A 24768-nucleotide genomic window follows, 5' to 3' on the forward strand; every position below is an offset into this window, starting at 1 on the left:
GATGACCGAGGTGATCTCCGTGGAGATCGTCCGGGCGCCGAACGCGGAGCAGGTCGAGACCGTCGTGTCCGACCTGCTCCGCGACGCGGTGCCCAGCAGGCTCGCCGCAGGGGACGCCACGCTGTGGGGTCCCGAGGCCGAGCCCGAGGCGTCGATCCGACTCGCCTGGACGAAGCTGCACGAGACGTCCCGCCCGCTGCTGGCAGAGATCGCCGCGCTGCGCGCGGAGCTGCTGGCGGAGGGCGTCAACCGGGTGGTCCTCGCGGGCATGGGCGGTTCCTCGCTCGCGCCCGAGGTGATCACCGGCACCGCCGGGGTCCCCCTGGTGGTGCTGGACACCACCGACCCCGGCCAGGTGGTCGAGGCGCTGGTGGAGAGCCCCGAGCGCTCGGTGCTCGTGGTGTCGTCCAAGTCCGGCGGCACGGTCGAGACCGACAGCCACCGGCGGATCTTCGAGGAGGCGTTCGCGGCTGCGGGCGTCGACCCGAAGTCGCGCATCGTCGTGGTGACCGACCCCGGCTCGCCGCTGCAGGAGGCGTCCGAGGAGGCCGGGTACCGCAAGGTGTTCCTGGCCGACCCGAACGTCGGCGGTCGCTACTCGGCGCTCACCGCGTTCGGCCTGGTCCCGTCGGGCCTGGCGGGCGTGGACGTCGAGAAGCTGCTCGACGAGGCCGCCGCCGCCGCGCCGCTGGTGTTCGCCGACTCGGCGGACAACCCGGCCGTGCGGCTGGCCGCCGTGCTGGGCGTGGCGCACGCGCACGGCGCGGAGAAGGTCGTCCTCGCCGACACCGGCTCCGGCATCTCGGGCCTGGGCGACTGGGCCGAGCAGCTGGTGGCCGAGTCCACCGGCAAGAACAGCACCGGCCTGCTGCCCGTCGTGGTGGAGGGTCCCGGCGCGCCCGGTTTCGTGGACGCGGGCTCCGACGCCACGACCGTCGCGATCGGCCCGGCCACCGGGTCGTCCGCGCTCGCGGTCGAGGGCTCCCTCGGCGCCCAGTTCCTGCTGTGGGAGGTCGCCACCGCGCTGGTGGGCCGGGTGCTCGGGATCAACCCGTTCGACCAGCCCGACGTGGAGGCGGCGAAGAAGGCGGCGCGCTCGCTGCTGGACGCCCCGGCGTCCGGGCCCGCGACGCCCGCGTTCACCGACGGCCCGGTCGAGGTGCACGTCTCCGGCGGCGACTGGCTGCCGAAGGACGCCAAGACGGTGGCGGAGGCGCTGCGCGCGCTGGTCGCGGCGGCTCCGGACAAGGGCTACCTGTCGGTGCAGGCCTACCTGGACCGGGTGAACGACGCGTCGTTCGCGCTCAGCAGGGCCGAGCTGGCCAAGCGCACGCACCTCCAGACCACCTTCGGCTGGGGCCCGCGCTTCCTGCACTCGACCGGCCAGTACCACAAGGGCGGTCACCAGAACGGCGTGTTCCTCCAGCTCACGGGCGTGTCCGACCAGGAGCTGGCCGTTCCCGGCCGCCCGTACGACCTGGCGACGCTCCAGCTGGCGCAGGCCCTCGGCGACGGGCAGGTGCTCGCCGAGCACGGCCGCCCGGTGCTGCGGCTGCACCTGACCGACCGGGTCGCGGGGCTCGCCCAGTTCGTGGAGGCCATCCAGGAGGACGGCTCGTGACCACCGCCGAGCAGCGCAACCCGCTGCGCGACCCCAGGGACAAGCGGCTGCCCCGCATCGCGGGCCCCAGCGGCTTGGTGATCTTCGGCGTGACGGGCGACCTGTCGCGCAAGAAGCTCATGCCCGCGATCTACGACCTGGCCAACCGCGGCCTGCTGCCGCCGGGCTTCGCGCTCGTCGGGTTCGCCCGCCGCGACTGGGAAGACCAGGACTTCATGCAGGTCGTCCACGACGCGGTCAAGGAGCACGCGCGCACGCCGTTCCGGCAGGCCGTGTGGGACCAGCTCGCCGAGGGCATCCGCTTCGTGCAGGGCAGCTTCGACGACGACGCCGCGTTCGACTCGCTCGCCGAGACGATCCGGCTGCTCGACGAGGAGCGCGGCACGGGAGGCAACCACGCGTTCTACCTGTCGGTGCCGCCGAGCGCGTTCACCACCGTGGTGAACCAGCTCAAGCGCGCCGGTCTGGCCTCGCCCCCCGGCGACAACCCGACGCAGTGGCGCCGCGTGGTGATCGAGAAGCCGTTCGGGCACGACCTGGCCAGCGCGAAGCAGCTGAACGGGATCGTGAACGAGGTCTTCCCCGAGGAGTCGGTGTTCCGCATCGACCACTACCTCGGCAAGGAGACGGTGCAGAACATCCTGGCGCTGCGCTTCGCGAACCAGCTGTACGAACCCATCTGGAACGCGAACTACGTCGACCACGTGCAGATCACCATGGCCGAGGACATCGGCCTCGGCGGTCGCGCGGGGTACTACGACGGGATCGGCGCGGCGCGCGACGTCATCCAGAACCACCTGCTCCAGCTGCTGGCGCTGACCGCGATGGAGGAGCCCGTCTCCTTCCGCCCCAGCGACCTGCGCGCGGAGAAGGTGAAGGTCCTGTCGGCCACCCGGCTGGTGGGCCCGTTCGACGAGACGACCTCGCGCGGCCAGTACACCGGCGGCTGGCAGGGCGGGCAGAAGGTGCCCGGCCTGATCGAGGAGGGCGGCTTCTCCAAGGACTCCACCACGGAGACCTACGCCGCCATCACCGCCGAGGTGAACACCCGCCGCTGGGCGGGCGTGCCGTTCTACCTGCGCACCGGCAAGCGGCTCGGCCGCCGGGTCACCGAGGTGGCCGTGGTGTTCAAGCGTGCGCCGCACCTGCCGTTCGACGACACCTCCACCGAGGAGCTGGGGCAGAACGCCCTGGTGGTGCGGGTGCAGCCGGACGAGGGCGTGACCATCCGGTTCGGCTCCAAGGTGCCGGGCAACACGATGGAGGTCCGCGACGTCACGATGGACTTCGGCTACGGGCACGCGTTCACCGAGTCCTCGCCGGAGGCCTACGAGCGGCTGCTGCTGGACGTGCTGCTCGGCGAGCCGTCGCTGTTCCCGAAGAACGACGAGGTCGAGCTCTCCTGGGAGATCCTCGACCCGGTGATCGAGCACTGGGCGAGCATCGGCGAGCCGGAGAAGTACAAGGCAGGCACGTGGGGACCGCCGTCCGCTGACGAGATGCTGGCCCGCACCGGCAGGCACTGGAGGCGACCGTGATCATCGACCTGCCCTCGACGACCACGTCGCAGGTCAACTCGAAGCTCGTGCAGCTGCGCGAGGAGGGTGGCGCGGTCACCCTCGGCCGGGTGCTGACGCTGGTCATCGTGACCGACGACGGCAGCAAGACCGAGGAGGCTGTGGAAGCGGCGAACGACGCCAGCCGCGAGCACCCCTGCCGGGTGATCGTGGTGGCGCGCGGCGCCCGCCAGGCCGCCGCGCGGCTGGACGCGCAGATCCGGGTCGGCGGTGACGCGGGCGCGTCCGAGGTGATCGTGCTGCGCCTGTACGGGCCGCTCGCGTCCGAGGGCGCCTCGTGCGTGGTGCCGCTGCTGCTGCCGGACACCCCGGTGGTGGCGTGGTGGCCGAACGAGGCCCCGTCGTCGCCGTCGAAGGACCCGATCGGGCAGCTCGCGCAGCGCCGGATCACCGACTCGGCGGCCGAGAAGAACCCGATCAAGGCGCTGGAGCAGCGTCGGTCGTCCTACGCGCCCGGTGACACGGACCTGGCGTGGACGCGGCTGACGCTGTGGCGGGCGATGCTCGCCTCGGCGCTGGACCTGCCGCCGTTCGAGGCGATCACCGAGGCCGAGGTCAGCGGCGAGGCCGACTCGCCGTCGACCGACCTGCTGTCGGCGTGGCTCGCGGCGTACCTGAAGGTTCCGGTGAAGCGGGTCAAGGCCACCAAGGGCCAGGGCATCGTGGACGTGCGGCTGGACCGGCCCTCCGGGTCGGTGGAGCTGGTGCGGCCGGACGGCGCGGTCGGCACGCTGACCCAGCCGGGGCAGCCCGCGCGCCGGGTGGCGCTGCAGCGCCGGTCGGTGCGGGACTGCCTGGCCGAGGAGCTGCGCAGGCTCGACCCGGACGAGGTGTACGAGGCGGCGCTGCGGTCGCTGGCGAAGGTGGCGCGCAACAAGCCCGCCGCGAAGCCGGTGGCCCGCAAGGCCGACGCGGCGCCCGTCGAGCCCGCCCCGGCCCCGGAGTCGGACGCGGTGGAGACCCTGGCCGAGCCGCTGGGCTCCGAGGGGGCCGACACGCCCGAGGCGGTCAAGCCGAAGGCCAAGGCCGCCAAGGCGCCGAAGTCGGCCGTGCGCGCGGCGAAGGCGGGCTCGTGAGCGAGCCCGAGGTGGTGGTGCACCGCGACGGCGACCTGCTGGCCGCCGCCGCGGCTGCCCGCCTGGTGACGAAGCTGGTGGACGCGCAGGCGGCGCGCGGGTCGGCGTCGGTCGTGCTGACCGGCGGGCGGACCGGCGTCGCGGTGCTGGAGCAGCTGCGCCGGGCGCCCGCGCGGGACGCGGTCGACTGGGGCAAGGTCGACCTGTACTGGGGTGACGAGCGTTTCCTGCCCGCAGGGCACGCGGAGCGCAACGAGACCCAGGCCAGGGCGGCGCTGCTGGACCACGTGCCGGTGGACCCGGCGCGGGTGCACGTGATGGAGCCCTCCGACGGGCGCTTCGGCGACGACCCGGAGGCGGCTGCCGCCGCTTACGCGGACGAGCTGGCGGCGGCGGCGCGACCGGAGGACCACGGGTCGGTGCCGCAGTTCGACGTGTGCATGCTGGGCGTCGGCGAGGAGGGCCACGTGGCCTCGATCTTCCCCGACTCCCCTGCGGTGCACGAGCTGGAGCGGACGGTCGTGGCGGTGCGCAACTGCCCGAAGCCCCCGCCCACCAGGGTCAGCCTGACCCTGCCCGCGATCCGCCGCGCCCGCGAGGTGTGGCTGATGACGACGGGCGAGGGCAAGGCTGCGGCGGTGGCGATGGGCCTGGCCGGAGCCGGTGAGGTGCAGCTCCCCGCGGCGGGCGCCGTGGGGCAGCGGCGGACGCTGTGGCTGCTGGACTCGGCGGCGGCGGCGAAGGTGCCGGAGCTGTTCACTCCCCCGCTGGCGTGACGCGCGCGGTGCTGGTGGCCCACTGGAGCGCCACCAGCACCGGATCACCCCCCGCCGTCCCCGACCCCGGTCGGGCGCGGCGGCGGGGTTCCCCGGAGGGCCGGGGTCTGGAGGGCGGCGGATCACGCCGCCCTTGTCCTTTTCCGGGGCTCGACTGCCCTTTACGCGGCTCGACGGGCGCCCGCCGGTTCCGGCGGCGGCCCGTCGCCCGGCGTCCACACTGTGTGACCGCTGTGTGAACGCTGTGCGCCGCGAAATCGACCCCGGACCGTCGACAAGCCGCTGACCAGCGTTTACCTTTTGCTGTGGCGCCGTTCACGGGCGTCCGACGTTCGCGGTCGCAACTTCGTCGGGTTTGCCGCGTCCCGTCCGCGTGATCGCGCTGTCTCGATGGGTGATGAGCACATCGGGGGTGGAGGAGCGGGTCATGCCCAGTGCGACTGCGGTGCGGTTCGGCGATGGCGGGTTCGGCGCGGAGGGATTCGGCGCGGGCGGGTTCGGCGCTCGGGTCCGGGGCTCGCGGGTCCGGGGCTCGCGGGCCGGTGCGGGAAGAGCGGGCGTCCGGCTCGGGCTGCGCGCCCGGTGGGCCGCGCTGCGGGCGCTGGTCGGTCCGCGCGGAGGCCTGCTGCTGGACGTCGCGGCGGTGGCCGTGGCGGCGCTGGACGTGTGGTTGCGGGTGCTGCCCGAGGCCGAGGGGTACAGCAGGCTGCTGTCCGGGGTCGCGGTGCTGGCCGTGGTGTTCCGGCGGCGGTGCCCGTTCCTGGTGGTGCTGCTGACCATCCCCGGTTTCCTGTTCGGCTGGTCGCAGCTGGCCGCGATGATCGCGCTGGGCACGCTCGCCTGGCTGCGGCCCCGCTCCGCGCAGACCGCGATCGGCGCCGGGCTGGTGTGGTTCGCCCGGTTCTTCCTGTGGCCGGTGGACGAGTTCCTGGCCCTGCCGTGGACCGCGCACGTCCACGACGCGATCTACGGCGGGATCGTGGCGGGGATGCCGGTGGCGATCGGGCTGCTCGCGCACGTGCGGGCCGAGCTGTCCGCGCGGGTGCGTGAGCTGGCCGCCGGGCGGGAGCGGGAGCGGGCGCTGCACGCGCGCGCCGTGCGGGCCGACGAGCGGGCCAGGCTGGCGCGGGAGATGCACGACGTGGTGTCGCACCAGGTGAGCCTGATCGCGGTGCAGGCGGGGGCGCTGCGGGTCACCGTGCGGGACCCGGACGCGAAGCAGGTGGCGGGGAACATCCGGATGCTGAGCACCAGGACGTTGAACGAGCTGCGCGAGCTGGTGAGCGTGCTGCGCGCGGCCGACGAGCCCCCGCAGCCGGGCGTGGCCGACCTGCCGCAGCTGCTGCTGGGCACGGACGTGTCGCTGCGCGTGGACGGCCCGGTCCGCGACCTGCCGGGACCGGTGTCGGGGGCGGTGTACCGGACGGTGCAGGAGGCGCTGACGAACGTGCGCAAGCACGCGGAGGGCGCGTCGGCGGCGGTGGTCGTGGTGTCGGACGGGGAGCGCGTGCGCGCGGAGGTCCGCAACGGCGCGCCCCCGGACCGGGGCGGCGCCGGGCTGCCGAGCGGCTGCCACGGGCTGGTGGGGCTGCGCGAGCGGGCGGCGCTGCTGCACGGCCGGTTCCACGCGGGGCCCACGGACGACGGGGGGTTCGTGGTGCGCGTGGACTTCCCGCTGGACGCGGGAGCGGGTGGGGTGGACGGCGGGGTGGCTGACGGGGCTGCTGATGGGAGCGATCCAGTGGGCGCGACCGGGCGCGGGTGACCGGCCGCGCAGGAGAACACCGGGGAAACCTCTGGCGCGCAACGGAAAGCGGGAAGCAGCCGGGAGCGGGAACGAGGTGAGGGCGCGCGGAGGGCCGGTCGCGGAAACGGCGCGGGAAGAGGCCGGGAGCGAAGAGGGCTGAGCGCGGGCGGGACTCGGCGGCGGTCAGACCGGACGTAGGTCGGACCGAGCACAGGCCGGGTGCGGAACGGGCCGGGCGTGTCGGGCAGCGCTCGTGCTGGTGCCCGGCGGTGGTCGGTCGAGGCCGAAACCGAACTGCCAACTGTTGTCAGTCAACAGTTGGCAGTTCGGTGCGGGATTCCCGGCGGGCGAACGAACCGAGCTAGCGGGCCGAGCAGGCGAACCGAGCGGTCGAGCAGCGCGGTCGAACCAGGCGCTCGAACCGAGCCATCGAGCTGAGCGGTCGAACCAGGCGGTCAAGCCGAGCGGTCGAACCGGGCCGTCGAGCCGAGTTGCAGGCGGTGCGGTCGAGCCGGGCAGCGGGCAGGCGGTCGAGTCGAGCGGTGGGCGGTGCGGCCTGGCAGGACCGGCCGCACCGCTCAGCGGCGCTTGCCCTGGTCGCCGACCGGGCGGATGCGCTGGGTCGCCTCGGCGGAGCCCTGCGTGGGCGCCTGCATCGGGGTGCCGACCGGGCGCAGGCGCTGGGTGGCCTCCGAGTCCGCCGGGGACGTGATCTCGGCGGGCGCGGTCTGGACCGGCGGCCTGGTGGGCGCCTTGACGGCCTGGAACTTCGTGGTCGCCTGGTCGCCGCCCTGCGCGGGGACCTGACGCCCCGGCTGGGGAGCCCCGTGCGCCTGCGCGCCCGAGGGACCGCCCTGGGGCGGGACCACCGGAGCGGTCGGCCTGGCGGGACCCGGCCTGCCCTGCTGGGCCGGAGCGCCCGGAGCGCCCGCGCCACCGGCCCCCCGACCGCCATCCGGTTGCGCCCCAGCGCTTTCCTCGCCGCCGACCACGGCGGGCGCGATCGCGGTGGACTCCCCCGCGCCACCCCGCCGCACGCCCTGAGCGCCCCCCTGCGCCCCGTCGTCCTCCGCACCCCGCACCACTGCGGGAACCGGGCCCGAAGACCCGGCACCGTCCTCCTCAGCCCGCGCAACGGCCTGCTGCGACGGCGCCAGGTACCCCACCACCATCGCCGCCACCACGAGCACCACGACCACCGCCCCGGCCGCGACCGGTTCCGGCGTCAGCACCCGCAGCACCGACGACCACACCACCGCCGCGAACCCGGTGGCGAGCCCGGCGGGCACGAACTGCAGCGCCCTGCGCGAGCGGCGCGGCGGCAGGACGCCCTTCACCATCGCCCACAGCGCCGCCGACCACGCGGCCACCGCCAGCACGAGCAGCACGAGCCCGGCGACGCCGTACACCGACAGCACCGACCCGCGCACGTCGGCGGTGCTGCCGCGCGAGGCGATCACCTCGCGCCGGTCGTCCAGCAGCTCCAACCGCACCGGCACCAGCCCGGTGGCCTTGCCCTCCAGCCCGGCCATGTCCAGCACGAACGCGCGCGTCACGCTGGTGCGGCCGGGGACCTCGAACGGCACGGTGGTCTCGTAGGAGAAGAACTCCAGGCCGAACGCGCCGCCCGACAACCGGATGACGCGCGCCTGCCTGGTCTCCGCCGATCCGTTGTGGACGGTCACCGTGACCTTGCGCGAGCCCGAGGGGTCGAGCACGAGCCGGTTGTCGCTGAACTGCTGCCCGTCGACGGACGCCGTCATGGTCGCGGTGTCGCCTTGGGCGAGGGCCGGTGCGCCCGCGAGGAACATCCCGCACAGGAGCAGTGGGACGACCCTGCCCATAATGCGTCTCACAAAGCACCTCGACGTTCAGGGGACTGGGAGAAATGCGAACGGCTGGAACACTATCCGTACTGGCTGTCCTCGCCTACGCCCTGTCCACCCTCGTGACCGCACCGGTGTCGCAGGCGCAGGGCTCGCTCGGCATGTCGGTCAGCTCCGGCAAGCCGGGCACCGGGTTCAGCGTCCAGTGGACCGGGCTCCGGGTGACGTGCCACAACTACTCGGTGCAGGTCGTCTGGGACGGCGACGTCGTCATCGGCAACGGCGGGGTCGGCTGGTCCGGCTCGGGGTCGACGTGGGCGGTCGTGCCGTCCACGGCGAAGCCGGGCAGGCACCGGGTGACCGCGCGGACGGTGTGCCCGAGCCCGAGCACCGTCTCGGGCGCCTTCACCGTGACCGGTGGCGAGACCTCGCAGCAGCAACCGCCGCCGCAGGAGGAGGACGACCCGAAGCCGCCGCAGACGTCGGAGCAGGCGCCGCCCCCGGCGGCGCCGACCACGACCACGCGGCCGAGCACCACCACCAGCACCACGACGACCACGACCACCAGCACGACCACAGCCACGTCGGCCCCGTCCTCCTCGGCCTCCGAGCCGAGCAGCGCGGTCCCGCACGGCGACGGCGTGCTGGTGATCGACAAGGACGACGTGCAGCCGGGTGACCCGTTGAACGCGACCGGCACCGGGTGCACGCCCGGCGCCTCGGTGACGCTGTCGTCGCTGGGCGAGCAGGTCGGCTCGACGACGGCGGACGACGCGGGCAGGTTCAGCTCGCCCGTGGAGTTCCCGACCGCCCAGGCCGGGCGGCACGAGATCCGCGCGTACTGCGGGATCGTGCTGGTGGGAAGCGTGAACGTGGTGGTCACCAGCTCGACGGGCGGCGTGCTGCCCGCGGTGCTGGGCGTGTCGGCGGTGGCGCTGGTGGGCGGTCTCGTGCTGCTGCGGCAGTTCCGGGGCTTCCGCCGGGTCCGCGCGAGCGCGTGACAGGGCGTCAGGTGAGTTGTGCCACCAAAGCGAGAGGCCCCGTGGTGATCCACGGGGCCTCTCGCCGACGGTGCCTGCTAGCTAGGGCTCTTCGCGCTGCCTGCGCAGCTTGGTGAGCGCCTCTTCGAGGATCGCCTCGCCGTCCGCGTCGGAGCGGCGCTCCTTCACGTAGGCGAGGTGCGTCTTGTACGGCTCGTTGCGCGGGGGAGCAGGCGGAGCCTGCTCGTCCCGACCTGCCGGAAGACCGCACCGCGGACAGTCCCACATCTCCGGGACGTCCGCTTCGACCGCGAACGACGGGCGCGACTCGTGCGCGTTGGCGCACCAGTACGACACCCGACGCCGGGGCGCGGACTCGCCGCGCTCCGACTCGCCCATCGGGCCTGCGCCGACGCGGGTACCGCGAATCGCGTTACCACCAGCCATCGACCCTCACACCCCCACCACGTGGATTTCCGTGTCGCCGACCGGAGTTGTCAGGCGACCTTCTGAATCAAGCCGATGCCCACGATGGCGATCACCCAGATCGCGCCGACGAACAGCGTCAGGCGGTCCAGGTTCTTCTCCACCACGCTGGAGCCGGACAGGCTCGACTGCATACCGCCACCGAACAGCGAAGACAGACCGCCACCCCGACCGCGGTGCAGCAGCACCAGCAGGATGAGCAGCAGGCTGGACACGATCAGGAGGATCTGCAGGAAAGTGTTCATCTCTTCCTCGCTGTCAGGCAGGTGACGCCACAGAGTACCCGGTCGACTGCCGTACGTGGACGACGCGGGTGGCCAGGGTGTTCAGGCCAGTGGTCAGGGTAGGGGACCACCCGCGGCGAGCGCGCAGAGCTTGCTGAACTCGTCGCCGTCGAGGCTCGCGCCGCCCACGAGGGCGCCGTCGACGTCCTTCTGGGCGATGAGCTCGCCGACGCTGCCGGACTTGACCGAGCCGCCGTAGAGCACCCGGACCTCGGACGCGACGTCCTCGCCGTAGGCCTCGGCCAGCTTGACCCGCAGCGCGGCGCAGACCTCCTGCGCGTCGGCCGCGCTGGCGACCTTGCCGGTGCCGATCGCCCACACGGGCTCGTAGGCGATGACGACGCCGCGCACCTGCTCGGCGGTCAGGCCCTTGAGGCCGGCGACGAGCTGGTCGGTGCAGAAGGCGACGTGCTCGCCCCTCTCCCGCACGTCGACCTTCTCGCCGAGGCAGAAGATCGGGGTGATCCCGTGCTTGAGGGCGGCCTTGACCTTCTTGTTGACGGTCGCGTCGTCCTCGTTGTGGTAGTCGCGCCGCTCGGAGTGGCCCACGGTGACGTAGGAGCAGCCGAGCTTCGCGAGCATCACGCCCGAGATGTCGCCGGTGTAGGCGCCCGAGTCGTGCTGCGACAGGTCCTGCGCGCCGTACTTGAGCAGGAGCTTGTCGCCGTCGACCAGGGTCTGCACGCTGCGGATGTCGGTGAACGGCGGGAGCACCGCCACCTCGACCTTGGCGTAGTACTTCTCGGGCAGCGCGAAGGCGATCTTCTGCACCAGGGCGATGGCCTCCAGGTGGTTCAGATTCATCTTCCAGTTGCCCGCGATCAGCGGAGTGCGCGCCATGTCAGTTGCCCTCCAGCACGGAGACCCCTGGAAGCTCCTTGCCCTCCAGGTACTCCAGCGACGCGCCGCCGCCGGTGGAGATGTGCGAGAAGCCGTCCTCGGGCAGGCCGAGGGAGCGGACGGCGGCAGCGGAGTCGCCGCCGCCGACGACGGTGAACGCCTCGCTGGCGATCAGCGCCTCGGCCACCGCGCGGGTGCCGCCGGAGAACTTCTCGAACTCGAACACGCCCATCGGGCCGTTCCAGAACACGGTCTTCGCGTCGGCGAGCTTGGAGGCGAACAGCTCGCGCGAGGCGGGGCCGATGTCCAGGCACTCGCGCTCGGCCGGGATCTCGTCGAACGGCACGACGGTGTAGTCGGCGTCGGCGGAGAAGCCGGTCGCGGCGAGGAAGTCGACGGGGAGCAGCAGCTCGACGCCGCGCTTCTCCGCCTCCTCCAGGAAGCCCTTGACCTTGTCGATCTGGTCCTCCTGCAGCAGGGACTTGCCGACCTCGTGGCCCTGGGCCTTGAGGAAGGTGTAGGCCATGCCGCCGCCGACCAGGAGCCGGTCGACCTTGGTGAGCAGGTTCTCGATGACGCCGAGCTTGTCCGAGACCTTCGCGCCGCCGAGGACGACGACGTACGGGCGCTGGGTGTCGTCGGTGAGCTTGCGCAGCACCTCGACCTCGGCCAGCACGAGCCCACCGGCGTAGTGCGGGAGCTTCTTGGCCACGTCGTAGACGGAGGCCTGCTTGCGGTGCACGACGCCGAAGCCGTCGGACACGAACGCGTCGGCCTTCGCGGCCAGCTCGTCCGCCAGCGCCTCGCGCTCGGCGGCGTCCTTGCTGGTCTCGCGGGCGTCGAAGCGGATGTTCTCCAGGAGCACCACGCTGCCGTCACCGGCGGTCTCGGCGCCGATCTCCACGGTCTGGCCGAGGAGCTCGCCCAGCCGCACGGCGACCGGGGCGAGGGAGAACTCGGGGTCGGGCGCGCCCTTGGGGCGGCCCAGGTGCGCGGCCACGAGGACGCGGGCACCCGCGTCGACCAGCGCCTTGATCGTCGGCACCGACGCGCGGACGCGGCCGTCGTCGGTGATCTTGCTGCCGTCGAGGGGGACGTTCAGGTCGGCGCGCACCAGGACGCGCCGACCCGACACACCCTCGGCGAGCAGGTCGCCAAGAGTCTTCACTGTGTGCTCGTCCCCTTGCTCAGAGCTTGCTGGCGACCAGGTTGACCAGGTCCACGAGGCGGTTGGAGTAGCCCCACTCGTTGTCGTACCAGCCGACGACCTTGATCTGGTTGCCGATGACCTTGGTCAGCGGCGCGTCGTAGATGCAGGACGCCGGGTCGGTGACGATGTCCGCCGACACGATCGGGTCGGTGTTGTAGCGCAGGTAGCCCTTGAGGGCGCCCTCGGCCGCCTTCTTGTACGCGGCGTTGACCTCGTCCACGGTGGTCTCGCGACCCACGGTGACGGTCAGGTCGGTGGCCGAGCCGGTGGGCACGGGCACGCGCAGCGCGTAGCCGTCCAGCTTGCCCTTGAGCTCGGGCAGGACCAGGCCGATGGCCTTGGCGGCGCCGGTGCCGGTGGGCACGATGTTGAGGGCGGCGGCGCGGGCGCGGCGCAGGTCCTTGTGCGGCGCGTCCTGCAGGTTCTGGTCCTGCGTGTACGCGTGGATCGTGGTCATGAGGCCACGCTCGATGGTGAACTCGTCGTGCAGCACCTTCGCCAGCGGGGCGAGGCAGTTGGTGGTGCAGGACGCGTTCGAGATGACGGTCTGGGTGCCGTCGTACAGGTGCTCGTTGGCGCCGAGCACGACGGTCAGGTCCTCGCCCTTGGCGGGCGCGGAGATGATGACCTTCTTCGCGCCGCCCTCGTCCACGTGCTTGCGCGCGGCGGAGGCGTCGGTGAAGAAGCCGGTGGACTCCACGACGACGTCGACGCCGAGGTCCTTCCAGGGCAGCTTGCCGGGGTCGCGCTCGGCGAGGGCCTTGATGGTCTTGCCGTCGACGGCGATGCCCTCGTCGTTCACGGTGACCTCGGCGTCGAGCCGCCCGAGGATGGAGTCGTACTTCAGCAGGTGAGCCATCGTGTTGACGTCACCGAGGTCGTTGAAGGCCACGATCTCGATGTCGTGACCACTGGCCTGAACGGCGCGCCAGAAGTTGCGGCCGATGCGGCCGAAACCATTGACACCTACGCGAACCGTCACGGTGCGTCTCCTCGATCGTCGCTGGCGCCTCGGCGCCAGGGGGCGTGCGGGTGGGCCGCCTTCGGCAGCCATCGGCCAGCCTATCCCCAGTCTTGCGGCCCTGGCCTTATGGCCACCAGGATGTCTTTATCGAACAAGAAAATCCACTGTTACTCGCCAGTAATGACCATGTTCTCCGACAGGTCGTGACGAAGGTCCCGACCACGCGGGGCAACATCGCCGAAACTCGGGCGAGACAGGTGGTCAGGCCGGTGGCGGCAGGGTCGCCGGTCCTGCGGGCGGCGGGGCGGCGGACCCTTCCGGAGGGCGGGCGGGGGCTGTTCGGGCGCGCGGGGGTTGAGGCTTTCGGGGTGGTCGCGGTTCGACCTTGAGGGGGAACCGCCCACTGCCGGTTGTCGACGGGTGGCGGGCGGAGCACGCGGGCGGCGCGCCCCGGACGGGCCCGCCTCGGGCGCTGGAACGATCCGGGGGGCGCGCTCGGAGGTGACCGCGCACGAGGGGCGCGGGACGCGGCTTCGCGGGCGCAGCGGGCGGATCAGGACGCGCGAGGGGGCGGGGACCCCCGGCCCCGCCCCCTCCCGTTCCGATCACCCGCGCGCCGGGCTCACCTGGCCAGCAGCGCGTGCAGGACCTCCATCGCGATCGCCTCCGCCTCGTCGACGGGGATCGGGTCGGCGAAGTACGAGTCGCGCACCATGCCGCCGTAGGCGACCTCGTAGATGTGCACGCCCGACACGACCTTGACGCGGACCATTTCGCCGTACCGGTCGGTCGGCCGGAGCATGACCTTGGCCCGCTCGCCGACGCCGGGCAGCTCGCGGACCTCGTCCCAGCGGCGGCCGTACTCCTCGTCGAACCAGTTGTTCCTGATGTCCGGGTAGTCGAACGTGCCCACCGTGATCCGCAGGTCGCGGTAGCCGGTGTCCGCGTCCGCGAGGGTCTGGTAGTCGCAGTTGGCGAAGTAGCTGTCGCTGCTGCCCTCGACCCGGTTCCTGGTCTGGGCGCGCTCCAGCAGCGCCTCGTCCAGGTCGCACTCCGGGCTCATCCGGGCGCCCACCTGCGCCTGGACCTTGCCGGTCGGCGGCTCGGTGTCGATCACCAGCGGCGGTGGGGTGATCGCCTGGATCGGGGGCAGGGTGAAGGTGGACGTCTCCTGGACGCGCGCCTCCTCCACCCGGTCCGGGGAGAGGAGGAGGCGGAACAGGCCCAGCAGGAGCACGGTGCCGACCGCGACGGCCGCGACGCTGGCGCGCTTGCGGGGAAGCGGCGCGCCGTAGGCGCCGGGGTGGTGGGGGCCGCCGGGGTACTGGGGGTGGCCGGGGTATTGGGGGTGACCTGGGTACTGGGGGTGGCCGACGAACGGGCCGGGCCGGTAGCCGGGGAAGGTCTGCGCGGGTGGCGGCGGGAACTGGGGGTGCTGCGCGTAGACGGGGCCGTGGCCGGGGATCTGCGCGACCACCACGGGCGTGGGCGGCGCAGGCGCGGGCGGCGCGGGCTCGGCGGGCGCAGGCTCGGCGGGTGCGGGTGCGGGTGCGGGTGCGGGTGCGGGCGCGGCGTCGGCGGGAACCTGCTCGCCCGCCGTCCGCTCGTCCGGCACGACCTCACCGGGAGTCGCTTCCGGCGCCGGCGTCGGTGTCCCCGGCTGCTCGACGTCGGCGGCCGGGATCTCTTGGGGGGACCGGGGCGCGGGGGAACCCTCGGCCCCCGCTGGGGGCGTGCTCACCGGGCAATGGTCGCACCACCGCCAAGCGATTTCCGCGTCACGTGGAAAGCGTTTGCCACATCACCCCGGCGCCCGCTCCCCCGCCCGTCAGCGCCCCAGGAGCTCCTTCGCGACCAGCGTCGCGATCTCCTCGGACAGCTCGTCGGGCACCTCCGGCGACAGGAACGAGTCGGTCTCGAACCCGGCGTAGCCGATCTCGTACACCACGTTCCCGGAGACCACCTTGAGCTGCACGCCCATGACCGAGTCGGCCTCGGCGGGCTCGGCCAGCAGCTTCGCCCGCTCGCCGAGGCCGTCGACCTGGCGGACGGTGCCCCAGTCGTACACGTCGTCGTCGTACCACTCCTCCAGCTCCGCGCTGTCCTCCGCCTCGTAGACGGAGACGTAGAGGTCGCGGCGGACGGAGCCGTCGATCGTGCTGATCGTGCCGTAGGAGCAGAACGCGAAGCCGAAGAACTCCTCGCTCTCGTAGCGGTTGGAGGTGCGGGCGCGCTTGAGCGTGGCGTCGCTCAGGTCGCACTCGTCGGGCATGGCGGCGTTGCGCTGCTCGCCGTGCGGCGACTTGTAGTCGAGCGGCGACTCGTCCGGGTCCAGGGGCACGTCGGTGGGGTCGAGCGGGCTGGCCGTGGCCTGGGCGCGCGACTGGGGGTCGCGGACGAGCGGGTACCCGGCCGCCCACAGGCCGCCGAGCGCGACGAGCACCAGCGCGAGGATGCCCCCGAGGACCGCCGCCAGCACCCGGCCGGTGCGCAGCGGCGCGGGCTGGGGGGCCGGGTAGGAGGGGTACGCGTGGGGCTGGGGGAAGCCCTGGGCGGGCGTGCCCCAGGCGGGCGCCGGAGGTCCGGGCGGCGGGAACCCGGTCTGCGGGAAACCGGCCTGCGGGGTCGTGGCCTGCGGGAACGCGCCCTGGACCCCGTCCTGCGGCGGTCCGGCCGGGAACGCGGCGCCCTGGACCTGTCCGGCCGCCTGGGCCTGCGCGGCACGGGCCTGGTCGGCCTGGACCTGGAGGTACTCGGGAACCTGCGCGTACACCGGCGACATGCCGGGGATCTGCGCCACGACCACCGGCTGCTCGGGCACGACCGCCCCGCCGGAACCGGCCTCGGCGGGCTGGGACGCGGCGGACTCGTCGCCAACCTCAGGGAACTTGCTCACCCGGCAATCCTTCCACCACGCGCGACCCGCTTCCGGGCGAGCCCACCACCCGACCGGTCATCCCACGACCACCGGGAGCGGAGCAGCGGACCCGCCGAGCGCCTGCGGCGACCGGCGGCGGCCTCGGCGACCGGCGGCGCGACGCCCCCACCAGTGTCGCACCGGCCCGGCCACCGACGCGGGTGAACGGGGAACCGGGGCCCGCGCCCCGCCCGCGCGACGGGCCGCCCCGGCGGAGCGGCCCGTCGCGGGGGTCACACCTCGGCTTCCAGCATGTCCGCCGTGACCGCCGACTCGGTGTCCGGAAGCCCCAGGTCGCGGGCCCGCTTGTCCGCCATCGCCAGCAGCCGCCGGATCCGCCCGGCCACCGCGTCCTTGGTCATCTGCGGCTCCGACAGCTGCCCCAGCTCCTCCAGCGACGCCTGCCGGTGCGCCAGCCGCAGCTGGCCTGCCGCCGCCAGGTGGTCCGGGGCCTCGGCCCCGAGGATCTCCAGCGCCCGCTGCACCCGCGCCGCCGCCGCGACGGCCGCCCGCGCCGAGCGCCGCAGGTTCGCGTCGTCGAAGTTCGCCAGGCGGTTCGCGGTGGCCCGCACCTCGCGGCGCATCCGCCGCTCCTCCCAGGCCAGCACGCTGTCGTGCGCGCCGAGCCTGGTCAGCATCGCCCCGATGGCGTCGCCGTCCCTTATGACGACCCGCTCCGCGCCGCGCACCTCCCGCGACTTCGACCCGATGCCCATCCGCCGCGCCGCGCCGACTAGCGCCAGCGCCGCCTCGGGACCGGGGCAGGTCACCTCCAGCGACGACGAGCGGCCCGGTTCGGTCAGCGAGCCGTGGGCCAGGAACGCGCCGCGCCACGCCGCCTCGGCGTCGCACACCCCGCCGGACACCACCGGCGCGGGCAGCCCGCGCACCGGACGGCCCCTCGGGTCGAGCAGGCCGGTCTGCCTGGCCAGGCCCTCGCCGTCCTTGACCACGCGCACCACGAACCGCGTCCCCTTGCGCAGCCCGCTGGAGGTGATCGTGAAGACGTCGGACTGGTGCCCGTACAGCTCGTGGATCTCCCTGCGCAGCCGCCGCGCCGTGGACCCCAGGTCCAGCTCAGCCTCGACCACCACCCGGCCGCCCACGATGTGCAGCCCGCCCGCGAAGCGCAGCAGCGAGGCCACCTCCGCCCGGCGGCAGCAGGTCTTGGACACCGCCAACCTGCTCAGCTCGTCCTTGACCGCCGACGTCATCGCCACGGCTGTGGTCCTCCCCTGCTCTCGCTCTGCTCACGCTGCGTCGCACTCGACTCACGCAGCGTTGTACTGGACGGGCCGAACCCGTCCTCCCCCGCCCCGGCCAGCGCGCGCCGGATGCTCTCGGCCAGCGCGGCCGAGTCGTGCCGGTCGGGCGCACCGGGCACCGCGACCTCGGACAGGTGCGCCACAGCCCCGAGAGCTGCGGCGGCGCGCTTGAGCCGGTCCGGGACGGGCACCGAGTCGGCGTCCGCGATCACCGCGTCGACGCGCAGTCCGGGCGCGTGCTCGGACAGCACGTCCAGGTGCAGCTCCGGGGAGAAGCCCTCGGTTTCGCCCGGTTGGGGGACAAGGTTGAGGACCACGACCTTGCGCGCGCGGGTCCGCACGAGCGCGTCGTGCAGCTCCGGGACGAGCAGGTGCGGCAGCACGCTGGTGAACCACGAGCCGGGCCCGAGCAGCACCACGTCCGCGTCCAGCACCGCCTGGACCGCCTCCGGGCAGCCGCGCGGCGGCTCGCTCGGGCGGCCGGGGCCGTGCAGCCGGATGCGCTGCACCCGGCCGGGCGTGGTGGCGATCGCGACCTGCCCCCGGATGCGCCTGACCTCGTCGTCGTCCTCGTCGAGGCCGGTCACGTCGGCCTCGATCTCCAGCGGTTCGGCGCACATGGGCAGCACGGTGCCGCGCACGCCCAGCAGCCTGCCCGCCTCGCGCAGCACGGCGACCGGGTCGCCGAGCTGTTCGAGCAGGCCCGCGAGGACCAGGTTGCCGACGGCGTGGCCCGCGAGCGCGCCGGTGCCGCCGAAGCGGTGCTGGAACAGCGTGGACCACAGCGCCGACGAGGTGTCGTCGTCGGCCAGCGCCACCATGGCCTTGCGCAGGTCGCCGGGCGGCAGCAGGCCGAGCTCGCGGCGCAGCCTGCCCGACGACCCCCCGTCGTCGGCGACGGTCACCACGGCGGTGACGTCGTCGGTGAGCCTGCGCAGCGCCGTGAGCGTGGCGTGCAGCCCGTGGCCGCCGCCCAGCGCGACAGCGGACAGGCTCACTCGCGGCCCAGGTCCCGGTGGACGACCTTCACGGCCATGCCGTCCTCGGTGGCGAGCCTGCCCGCCAGCTCCTCGGAGATCGCGACGCTGCGGTGCTTGCCGCCGGTGCAGCCCACGGCCAGGGTCAGGTAGCGCTTGCCCTCGCGGCGGTAACCGGCGCCGATCAGGCCGAGCAGCTCGTGGTAGCGGTCGAGGAACTCCTCGGCGCCCTCCTGGGTGAGGACGTAGTTGCGCACCTCGCCGTCCAGGCCGGTCTGCTCGCGCAGCTCGGGGATCCAGAACGGGTTGGGCAGGAACCGCACGTCCATGACCAGGTCGGCGTCCATCGGCAGGCCGTACTTGTAGCCGAAGGACAGCACGGTGACGCGGGTGCGGGTGGCCGACTCGGAGCCGAACGTGTCCTCGATCTTCGCGCGCAGCTGGTGCACGGACAGCGCCGAGGTGTCGAGGACCAGGTCGGCCTCCTCGCGCAGCGGGGTCAGCAGCACCCGCTCGGCCTCGATGCCGTCGGCGAGCCTGCCGTCGGCCTGCATCGGGTGGCCCCGGCGGACCGACTCGAAGCGGCGGATCAGCACGTCGTCGGTGGCCTCCAGGAACAGCACCTTCGGCTTGTAGCCGCGCGCGTCCAGGTCCTTGATGACGGCGGCGAGGTCGTCGGTGAACGCGCGGCTGCGCACGTCCATGACGACCGCGACCCTGGTGATGGCTCCCCTGGCCTGCGCGCCCAGCTCCACCATGGTGGAGATCAGCTCGGGCGGCAGGTTGTCCACGACGAACCAGCCGAGGTCCTCAAGGCACTTCGCGGCGGTGGACCGGCCCGCCCCCGACAGGCCCGTCACCACCGCGACCTCGATGCCGGACTTCTCCCCGGCGGTTTCGCTCACGTTCGCTCCCCTTCGGTACCGGCCGCGGCGCCCAGTCTGGCGCGCACGGCCTCGGCGGTGCGCCGTCCCACGCCGGGCACCCCGCTGATCTCCTCGATGCTCGCCTCACGCAGCTTCCGCAGTGAGCCGAAGTGCTTCAGCAGCGCCGCCTTGCGCGTCTGGCCGAGGCCGGGCACGTCGTCCAGCTCCGAGGCCGTCATGCGCTTGGACCGCTTCTGGCGGTGGTAGGCGATGGCGAACCGGTGCGCCTCGTCGCGCAGGTGCTGGAGCAGGTAGAGGGCTGTGCTGGTGCGGGGCAGGATAGTCGGGTCCGGGTCGTCCGGCAGCCACACCTCCTCCAAGCGCTTGGCGAGTCCGACGACGGCGACGTTGTCGATCCCCAGCTCGGCCAGCACCCCGGCGGCGGCGGTGGCCTGCGGTCCCGCGCCGTCCACGACGAGCAGGTTCGGCGCGTAGGCGAAGCGGCGGGGCTTGCCGGTCTCCGGGTCGATGCCGGGCTTGGCGTCGTCGCCAGCCTCGGCGGTCTCCTTCAGGTAGGCCTGGAAGCGGCGGCGCACGACCTCGGCGATGGAGGCGACGTCGCCCTCGGTGGCGGCCTCGCGCAGGGCGAAGCGGCGGTACTCGGACTTGCGCGGCAGGCCGTCCTCGAAGACCACGAGGGAGGCGACCACGTCGGTGCCCTGGGTGTGGCTGATGTCGACGCACTCGACGCGCAGCGGCGCGGTGGGCAGGTCGAGGGCGTCCTGGAGCTCCTGGAGGGCGGCGGAGCGGGCGGTGAGGTCGCCCGCGCGGCGCAGCTTGTGCTGCTGGAGCTCCTCCTTGGCGTTGCGCTCGACGGTCGCCATGAGGTCGCGCTTGTCGCCGCGCTGCGGCACCCGCAAGCTGACCTTCGCGCCGCGCAGGCCGCCCAGCCAGCGCTCCAGCGCGGGGGCGTCGTCGGGCAGCTCGGGGACCAAGACCTCGCGCGGCACCGGGGCGGCGTCCTCGGCGGACGTCCCCGCGGCGCTGGTGGGCGCGACGCCCGCGGAGGCGTTCGCGGCCTCGGCCTGGCCGCCGTAGAACTGGGTGAGGAAGCGGTCCACCAGCGCGGGGACGCCCTCGGAGTTCTCCCGGTCGACCACCCAGGCCCGCTGCCCGCGCACCCGGCCGCCGCGCACGTGGAAGACCTGGACGGAGACCTCCAGGTCGTCGGTGGCGAACGCGACCACGTCGGCGTCGGTGCCGTCGCCGAGCACGACGGCCTGCTTCTCGACGGCGCGGCGCAGCGCGGACAGGTCGTCGCGCAGGCGGGCGGCGCGCTCGAACTCCAGCTCCTCGGCGGCGGCGTTCATCTCGCGCTCCAGGCGGCGCACCATGCCGTCGGTGCGGCCCGCGAAGAAGTCGCAGAACTCGCCGACGATGGCCCGGTGCTCGGCCGGGGAGACCCGGCCGACGCAGGGGGCGGAGCACTTGTCGATGTAGCCGAGCAGGCAGGGGCGGCCCATCTGCTCGTGGCGCTTGAAGACGCCGCCGGTGCAGGTGCGGGCGGGGAAGACGCGCAGCAGCATGTCCAGGGTCTCGCGCAGGGCCCAGGCGTGCGGGTAGGGGCCGAAGTAGCGCACGCCCTTGCGCTGGGGGCCCCGGTAGACGTGCAGGCGCGGGATCTCCTCGTTCAGGGTCACCGCGAGCATCGGGTAGGACTTGTCGTCCTTGTAGCGGACGTTGAAGCGCGGGTCGAACTCCTTGATCCAGTTGTACTCAAGCTGGAGCGCCTCGACCTCGGTGCCGACGACGGTCCACTCGACGCTCGCGGCGGTGGTGACCATCTGGCGGGTGCGCGGGTGCAGGCCGGAGAGGTCGGCGAAGTAGGAGTTCAGCCGGGAGCGGAGGCTTTTCGCCTTGCCTACGTAGACGACCCGGCCAGTGGGGTCGCGGAACTTGTAGACACCGGGGGCCTCCGGGATGCTCCCGGCGGCGGGTCGGTAGGTCGACGGGTCGGCCACGCGACAAGACTACGTGCGGGGTCCGACAACTCTCCGGGCGGCCGGGAAGGCGCAGGTCCGGGCCGGGCGGCGCCCGCCGCCGGGGGGGGGTGGTGGCGGCGGGCGCCCGGCAGGTGGTCCGGCGGCGGGTGACCGGCCAGGGGCCTGCAGCGGGCACCCCACAGGCGGTCCGGCGGCGGGCAGTCCGGCAGTGGGTGTCCGGCAGGGGTCCGGCGGGGGCACCCGGCCAGGGTCCGGCGACGGGCGCCCGGCAGGCGGTCCGGCGGCAGGCATCCGGCCGGGTCCGGCGGCAGGCGCCCCGCAGGCGGTCCGGCGACGGGCGGTCCGGCAGGCAGTCCGGCGGCAGGTGACCGGCCAGGGGCCGGCAGCGGGCACCCCGCAAGCGGTCCGGCGGCAGGCGGTCCGGCGGCGGGCGGTCCGGCGGCGGGGCACCCGGCCGGGGTCAGGGGCCGACGTAGACGACCTGGTCGCCCTGGACCGCGACCTGCACGGCGGTCAGGCCGCGCTGGGCGGGCGGGCTGGTGACCGCGCCCGTGGCCGCGTCGAACTTGCTGCCGTGCGCGGGGCAGGTGATGGTGCCGTCCTTCGGGGCGCCCACGGTCTCGCCGACGTGCGGGCAGGTCGCGTCGTAGGCCTTGACCTCGGCTCCGGTGCGGACCAGGACCAGGGGCTTGCCCTTCGGGCCGTCCACGACCACGCCGCCGTTGTCCGGGACGTCCGCCAGCGCGACCAGCGACTGGCCGCCCGAGGTCGCGGTCCCGCCGGGGGCCGAGGTCGCCGGGGTCGACGCGCCGCCGGTGGAGCCGCCGCCCGTCCCGGTGCCGCCGGTGGTGGGGGCGCTGCTCGACGAGCCGCCGTCGCCGCAGGCCGCCAGGCCGCCGGGGACGGCCAGTGCGACGAGCACTCCGCAGAGCACGCGCCTGCGGGAGAGGGAGCCGGGGTCGGTGGTGGTCACCTTGGTCCTCCGTCGATCCGTGGTGGTGGGCAGTTCGGGGTTGCCCGGACCACATTCGGCACGCGCGGGGGAGGCGGCAAGTTCAGCGGTCCCACCGACAGCCGATCAACAGGGTGAGGTGAGGTGGGGGTTAAGCGGAACGTGGCGATCGGCTGCACGTTCGAGGGGTGCCGACACTTTCCGGTGAAACAGGCTCGATGAATTGACATTCCAGTCGGCCCGGAAATGGGGCCGCCGGAAGTCCACCCGATCAGGCGAGGAGAACGTCCTGGCCCATCACCCGGACGGGGACCTCGGTGAGGTCTTGCTTCGCCGGGCCGGAGAGCACCTCGCCGGTGGCGGGGTCGAACGTGCTGCCGTGCGCGAGGCAGGCGACCGTCCCGGCGGTGGGCGGGTTGACGGTGGCACCCGCGTGGGGGCAGGCGGGGTTGAAGGCGCGCAGGCCCGCGTCGGTGGGGCGGAGCAGGAGGAGCTGCCCGTCGGTGGACACGTCGACCAGCGCGCCGCCGCCCACGGGCACGTCCGCCAGGGCGGCGATCCGGTCGCCGGGCTTGCCGCTGCCCACGCCGGGACGGCGGGTCGGCGCGGTCGGGCCGCAGGCGGTCGTGACGGCGGGGGCGGTGAGCGCGAGCAGGCCGCACAGGAGGGTTCTCCGGTCCACGGGAGCATTCTGCGTCGCCCGGTCGGCGGGGGTGGCAGGGGGCCGGGGAGCGGGCGTCGCGGCGGGTCGGGGACCGGGTGGGGCCGTTCGGACGGCGGCACTCGGCGGAGTGCACCCGGAAGTCGATCCGGCGTCAGGGCGCGTGACATCCCCCGCGAGGGGGACCACTGGTGGGTGAAGTTCGGCGGGGCGGAGGCGTCGAGCAGGGCGGCGTGGGCGGGAAAGGCGCTGATCAGCACGGGTGCGCACCACGTGGGGACAGCGGAACGGCCGCTGTTTGACGAGTGCGGCGAGCCCGGTGCGCGCGCAGTGGGCAAGAGCAGCGCCGATCAGCGCGGACATCCGTTGGGCGGGGAAGGTGGGACGGCCGCTGACCAGCCTGGAGGACTGCTGGGCGGGCAGGCGGAACAACCGCCCACCAGCCTGGAGGTCAGTTGCGAGGGGCGCGAAACAGCCGCTGACCAGCCTGGACGTCCGTTGAACGGACCAGACGGGACAGTCGCTGGCCTGCCTGGACGTCGAGCGGGGCGACGAGCGGGTACAGGTGGGGCCGGGGACGGCAGTGGGCGGGTGGCGTCGGCACCCCACCCGCCCCGTGCCCGTCTCCGGTCCCCTCCCCCGCAGGTGGGAACCGCTGGCGAGCACCTTCACCGGGGTCCCGTTCGGGTCGGGACCCCGCGGGCGCCCGCCGGTGGCGTCGCCTCACCGCCGGCAGGCCCCCGCGGCCCTGCTGGTCGACCCTCTCGCCGGTCGACCGACCGGACACCGGGGCTCCACCCCCGGCTCCGGCCACAACCAGTCCCGGCACGTCCCACCGGGTCGTCGCGACCAGCCCCGCGCCCGCCGCCGAGCGCCTGCTGGTCGCACCCCGACCGGTCGGGGTGCCTGCGGAGCGCGTCCCGTGACCGCCCCGCCTCGAACCGCACTCCCACGAGCGCCTCACGACCACATCACCGCTGGTAGGAGCCCTCCGAGCGCGATCTACGCCAACCGGGGCCCGTCGAGGACCCGCCGCCGGGAATCAACGTCGAGAGCCCACCGTCGGCCCCCGCCACCGGGCCTCGCCGTGGAGACCCAGCGCCGTGAACCCGCCGCCGAGCCCCAGCCGAGCCCCGGCCGAGCCCACTGCCCAGCCCCACTGCCGGGGCGCCCGTCGCCGAGCGCCCGGCCAGCCCTACCGCCCGACCGCCCCTACCGCTCGTCCTGCGCCGCCGCCGACCTGGCCAGCGCCAGCACCGCCGTGAACGGCGGGAACCAGTGGCGCGAGTGCGACGGCGGGTTCGCCCACCTCAGCGAGCCGTACCTGGTCATCGTCGGCGGCAGGGCGATGCGCTGCGGGGAGCGCACGAACTGCACCTCCGGCGGCGCCTTCAGGTGGGTCGGCAGGAGCGCCACCAGCTCCGCGAGGAAGATCCAGTGCTCCCGTGGCCCCGGTATGACGGTGACCGGTCCGGCGAGCATCCTCGCCTTCAGGTCGGCCAGGACCCTGGAGCCGATTCTCGCCGGCATGGCCAGCGCGGTGGTCGCGGGCCCCAGCGGGAGGAACACGCCCTGCTCGGTCACGGACACCTTCCAGCCGAGCAGCCGGTAGCCCGCGATCGCCTCGCCCAGCGCCTGCTGGTGCGCGCGGTCGCGCGGTCGCGGTCGCGGGTTCGTGCTGTGTGCGGTGGTGGTGACGGTCATCGGCGGAGGCCCCTCCCCGGTCGGGTGGTCGTAGGT

At 73.8% G+C, this 24768-nt stretch carries 21 protein-coding genes; 6 read left to right on the forward strand and 15 right to left on the reverse strand.

Translation table 11 applies throughout. From position 1 onward, the window contains the following. Position 1: 1 nt before the first annotated feature. The 5 genes from LV78_RS36420 to LV78_RS36440 all read left to right on the forward strand — a co-directional run bounded on the left by LV78_RS36420 (position 2) and on the right by LV78_RS36440 (position 6815). Positions 2-1621, forward strand: a complete 1620-nt coding sequence (locus tag LV78_RS36420) for a phosphoglucose isomerase-related protein (protein WP_253850651.1) — start codon at positions 2-4, stop codon at positions 1619-1621. Then, positions 1618-3159 carry a glucose-6-phosphate dehydrogenase gene (gene zwf / locus LV78_RS36425; protein ID WP_253850652.1) on the forward strand — a complete coding sequence of 514 codons (1542 nt, stop codon included), beginning with the start codon at positions 1618-1620 and terminating at the stop codon, positions 3157-3159. Before LV78_RS36420 ends, zwf begins: the two co-directional genes overlap by 4 nt. Further along, on the forward strand, positions 3156-4274 hold the full coding sequence (gene opcA / locus LV78_RS36430; RefSeq protein ID WP_253850653.1) for a glucose-6-phosphate dehydrogenase assembly protein OpcA: 1119 nt from the start codon (positions 3156-3158) through the stop codon (positions 4272-4274). Before zwf ends, opcA begins: the two co-directional genes overlap by 4 nt. Then, on the forward strand, positions 4271-5050 hold the full coding sequence (gene pgl / locus LV78_RS36435; RefSeq protein WP_253850654.1) for a 6-phosphogluconolactonase: 780 nt from the start codon (positions 4271-4273) through the stop codon (positions 5048-5050). The genes opcA and pgl overlap by 4 nt, the downstream gene beginning before the upstream one ends. Positions 5051-5477: 427 nt before the next feature. Further along, the gene (locus LV78_RS36440) at positions 5478-6815 is read left to right on the forward strand and encodes a sensor histidine kinase (RefSeq protein WP_253850655.1); all 1338 of its coding nucleotides are present in this window, start codon (positions 5478-5480) and stop codon (positions 6813-6815) included. 560 nt (positions 6816-7375) lie between these two features. Here LV78_RS36440 and LV78_RS36445 read toward each other — a convergent pair. Continuing rightward, positions 7376-8641, reverse strand: a complete 1266-nt coding sequence (locus LV78_RS36445) for a hypothetical protein (RefSeq protein WP_253850656.1) — start codon at positions 8639-8641, stop codon at positions 7376-7378. A gap of 44 nt (positions 8642-8685) precedes the next feature. Between LV78_RS36445 and LV78_RS36450 the strand changes: the two genes are divergently transcribed. Then, entirely contained in the window at positions 8686-9624 is a 939-nt protein-coding gene (locus tag LV78_RS36450) for a hypothetical protein (protein ID WP_253850657.1), read from the forward strand. A gap of 81 nt (positions 9625-9705) precedes the next feature. Here LV78_RS36450 and LV78_RS36455 read toward each other — a convergent pair whose 3' ends face one another. From LV78_RS36455 to LV78_RS36520, 14 genes are all read right to left on the reverse strand, one after another. Continuing rightward, positions 9706-10050, reverse strand: a complete 345-nt coding sequence (locus tag LV78_RS36455) for an RNA polymerase-binding protein RbpA (RefSeq protein ID WP_041837022.1) — start codon at positions 10048-10050, stop codon at positions 9706-9708. Between the two features lie 50 nt (positions 10051-10100). Continuing rightward, positions 10101-10334: a preprotein translocase subunit SecG gene (gene secG, locus LV78_RS36460; RefSeq protein WP_015803903.1), complete on the reverse strand. Its 234-nt coding sequence runs from the start codon at positions 10332-10334 to the stop codon at positions 10101-10103. A 93-nt stretch (positions 10335-10427) separates the two neighbouring features. Next, entirely contained in the window at positions 10428-11213 is a 786-nt protein-coding gene (gene tpiA, locus LV78_RS36465; RefSeq protein ID WP_253850658.1) for a triose-phosphate isomerase, read from the reverse strand. Position 11214: 1 nt separating this feature from the next. Further along, positions 11215-12381, reverse strand: a complete 1167-nt coding sequence (locus tag LV78_RS36470; protein WP_253850659.1) for a phosphoglycerate kinase — start codon at positions 12379-12381, stop codon at positions 11215-11217. 19 nt (positions 12382-12400) lie between these two features. Then, positions 12401-13405, reverse strand: a complete 1005-nt coding sequence (gap, locus tag LV78_RS36475; protein ID WP_253850660.1) for a type I glyceraldehyde-3-phosphate dehydrogenase — start codon at positions 13403-13405, stop codon at positions 12401-12403. Between the two features lie 604 nt (positions 13406-14009). After that, positions 14010-15128, reverse strand: coding sequence for a hypothetical protein (locus LV78_RS36480; protein ID WP_253850661.1), 1119 nt, complete (start codon positions 15126-15128; stop codon positions 14010-14012). An 87-nt stretch (positions 15129-15215) separates the two neighbouring features. Beyond that, on the reverse strand, positions 15216-16283 hold the full coding sequence (locus tag LV78_RS41315; protein ID WP_301308039.1) for a hypothetical protein: 1068 nt from the start codon (positions 16281-16283) through the stop codon (positions 15216-15218). Positions 16284-16537: 254 nt separating this feature from the next. Further along, entirely contained in the window at positions 16538-17524 is a 987-nt protein-coding gene (gene whiA, locus LV78_RS36490) for a DNA-binding protein WhiA (protein WP_015803910.1), read from the reverse strand. Further along, positions 17515-18561, reverse strand: a complete 1047-nt coding sequence (locus tag LV78_RS36495) for a gluconeogenesis factor YvcK family protein (RefSeq protein ID WP_301308061.1) — start codon at positions 18559-18561, stop codon at positions 17515-17517. Before LV78_RS36495 ends, whiA begins: the two co-directional genes overlap by 10 nt. Positions 18562-18563: 2 nt before the next feature. Continuing rightward, a complete protein-coding gene (gene rapZ / locus LV78_RS36500) occupies positions 18564-19421 on the reverse strand; it encodes an RNase adapter RapZ (protein ID WP_096498009.1) in 858 nt (285 codons plus the stop codon). 26 nt (positions 19422-19447) lie between these two features. Further along, entirely contained in the window at positions 19448-21433 is a 1986-nt protein-coding gene (uvrC, locus tag LV78_RS36505; protein ID WP_253850663.1) for an excinuclease ABC subunit UvrC, read from the reverse strand. Positions 21434-21875: 442 nt separating this feature from the next. Next, positions 21876-22388 (reverse strand): Rieske (2Fe-2S) protein, encoded by a 513-nt coding sequence (locus tag LV78_RS36510; protein WP_253850664.1) that lies wholly within the window; start codon positions 22386-22388, stop codon positions 21876-21878. A 250-nt stretch (positions 22389-22638) separates the two neighbouring features. Next, positions 22639-23049 carry a Rieske (2Fe-2S) protein gene (locus LV78_RS36515; protein WP_253850665.1) on the reverse strand — a complete coding sequence of 137 codons (411 nt, stop codon included), beginning with the start codon at positions 23047-23049 and terminating at the stop codon, positions 22639-22641. Between the two features lie 1191 nt (positions 23050-24240). After that, complete coding sequence (locus LV78_RS36520) at positions 24241-24732, reverse strand: hypothetical protein (RefSeq protein WP_015803916.1); 492 nt, start codon at positions 24730-24732, stop codon at positions 24241-24243. Between the last annotated feature and the right edge of the window lie 36 nt (positions 24733-24768).

Source organism: Actinosynnema pretiosum (genome assembly GCF_024171695.1).
Taxonomy (GTDB): Bacteria; Actinomycetota; Actinomycetes; order Mycobacteriales; family Pseudonocardiaceae; genus Actinosynnema; species Actinosynnema pretiosum.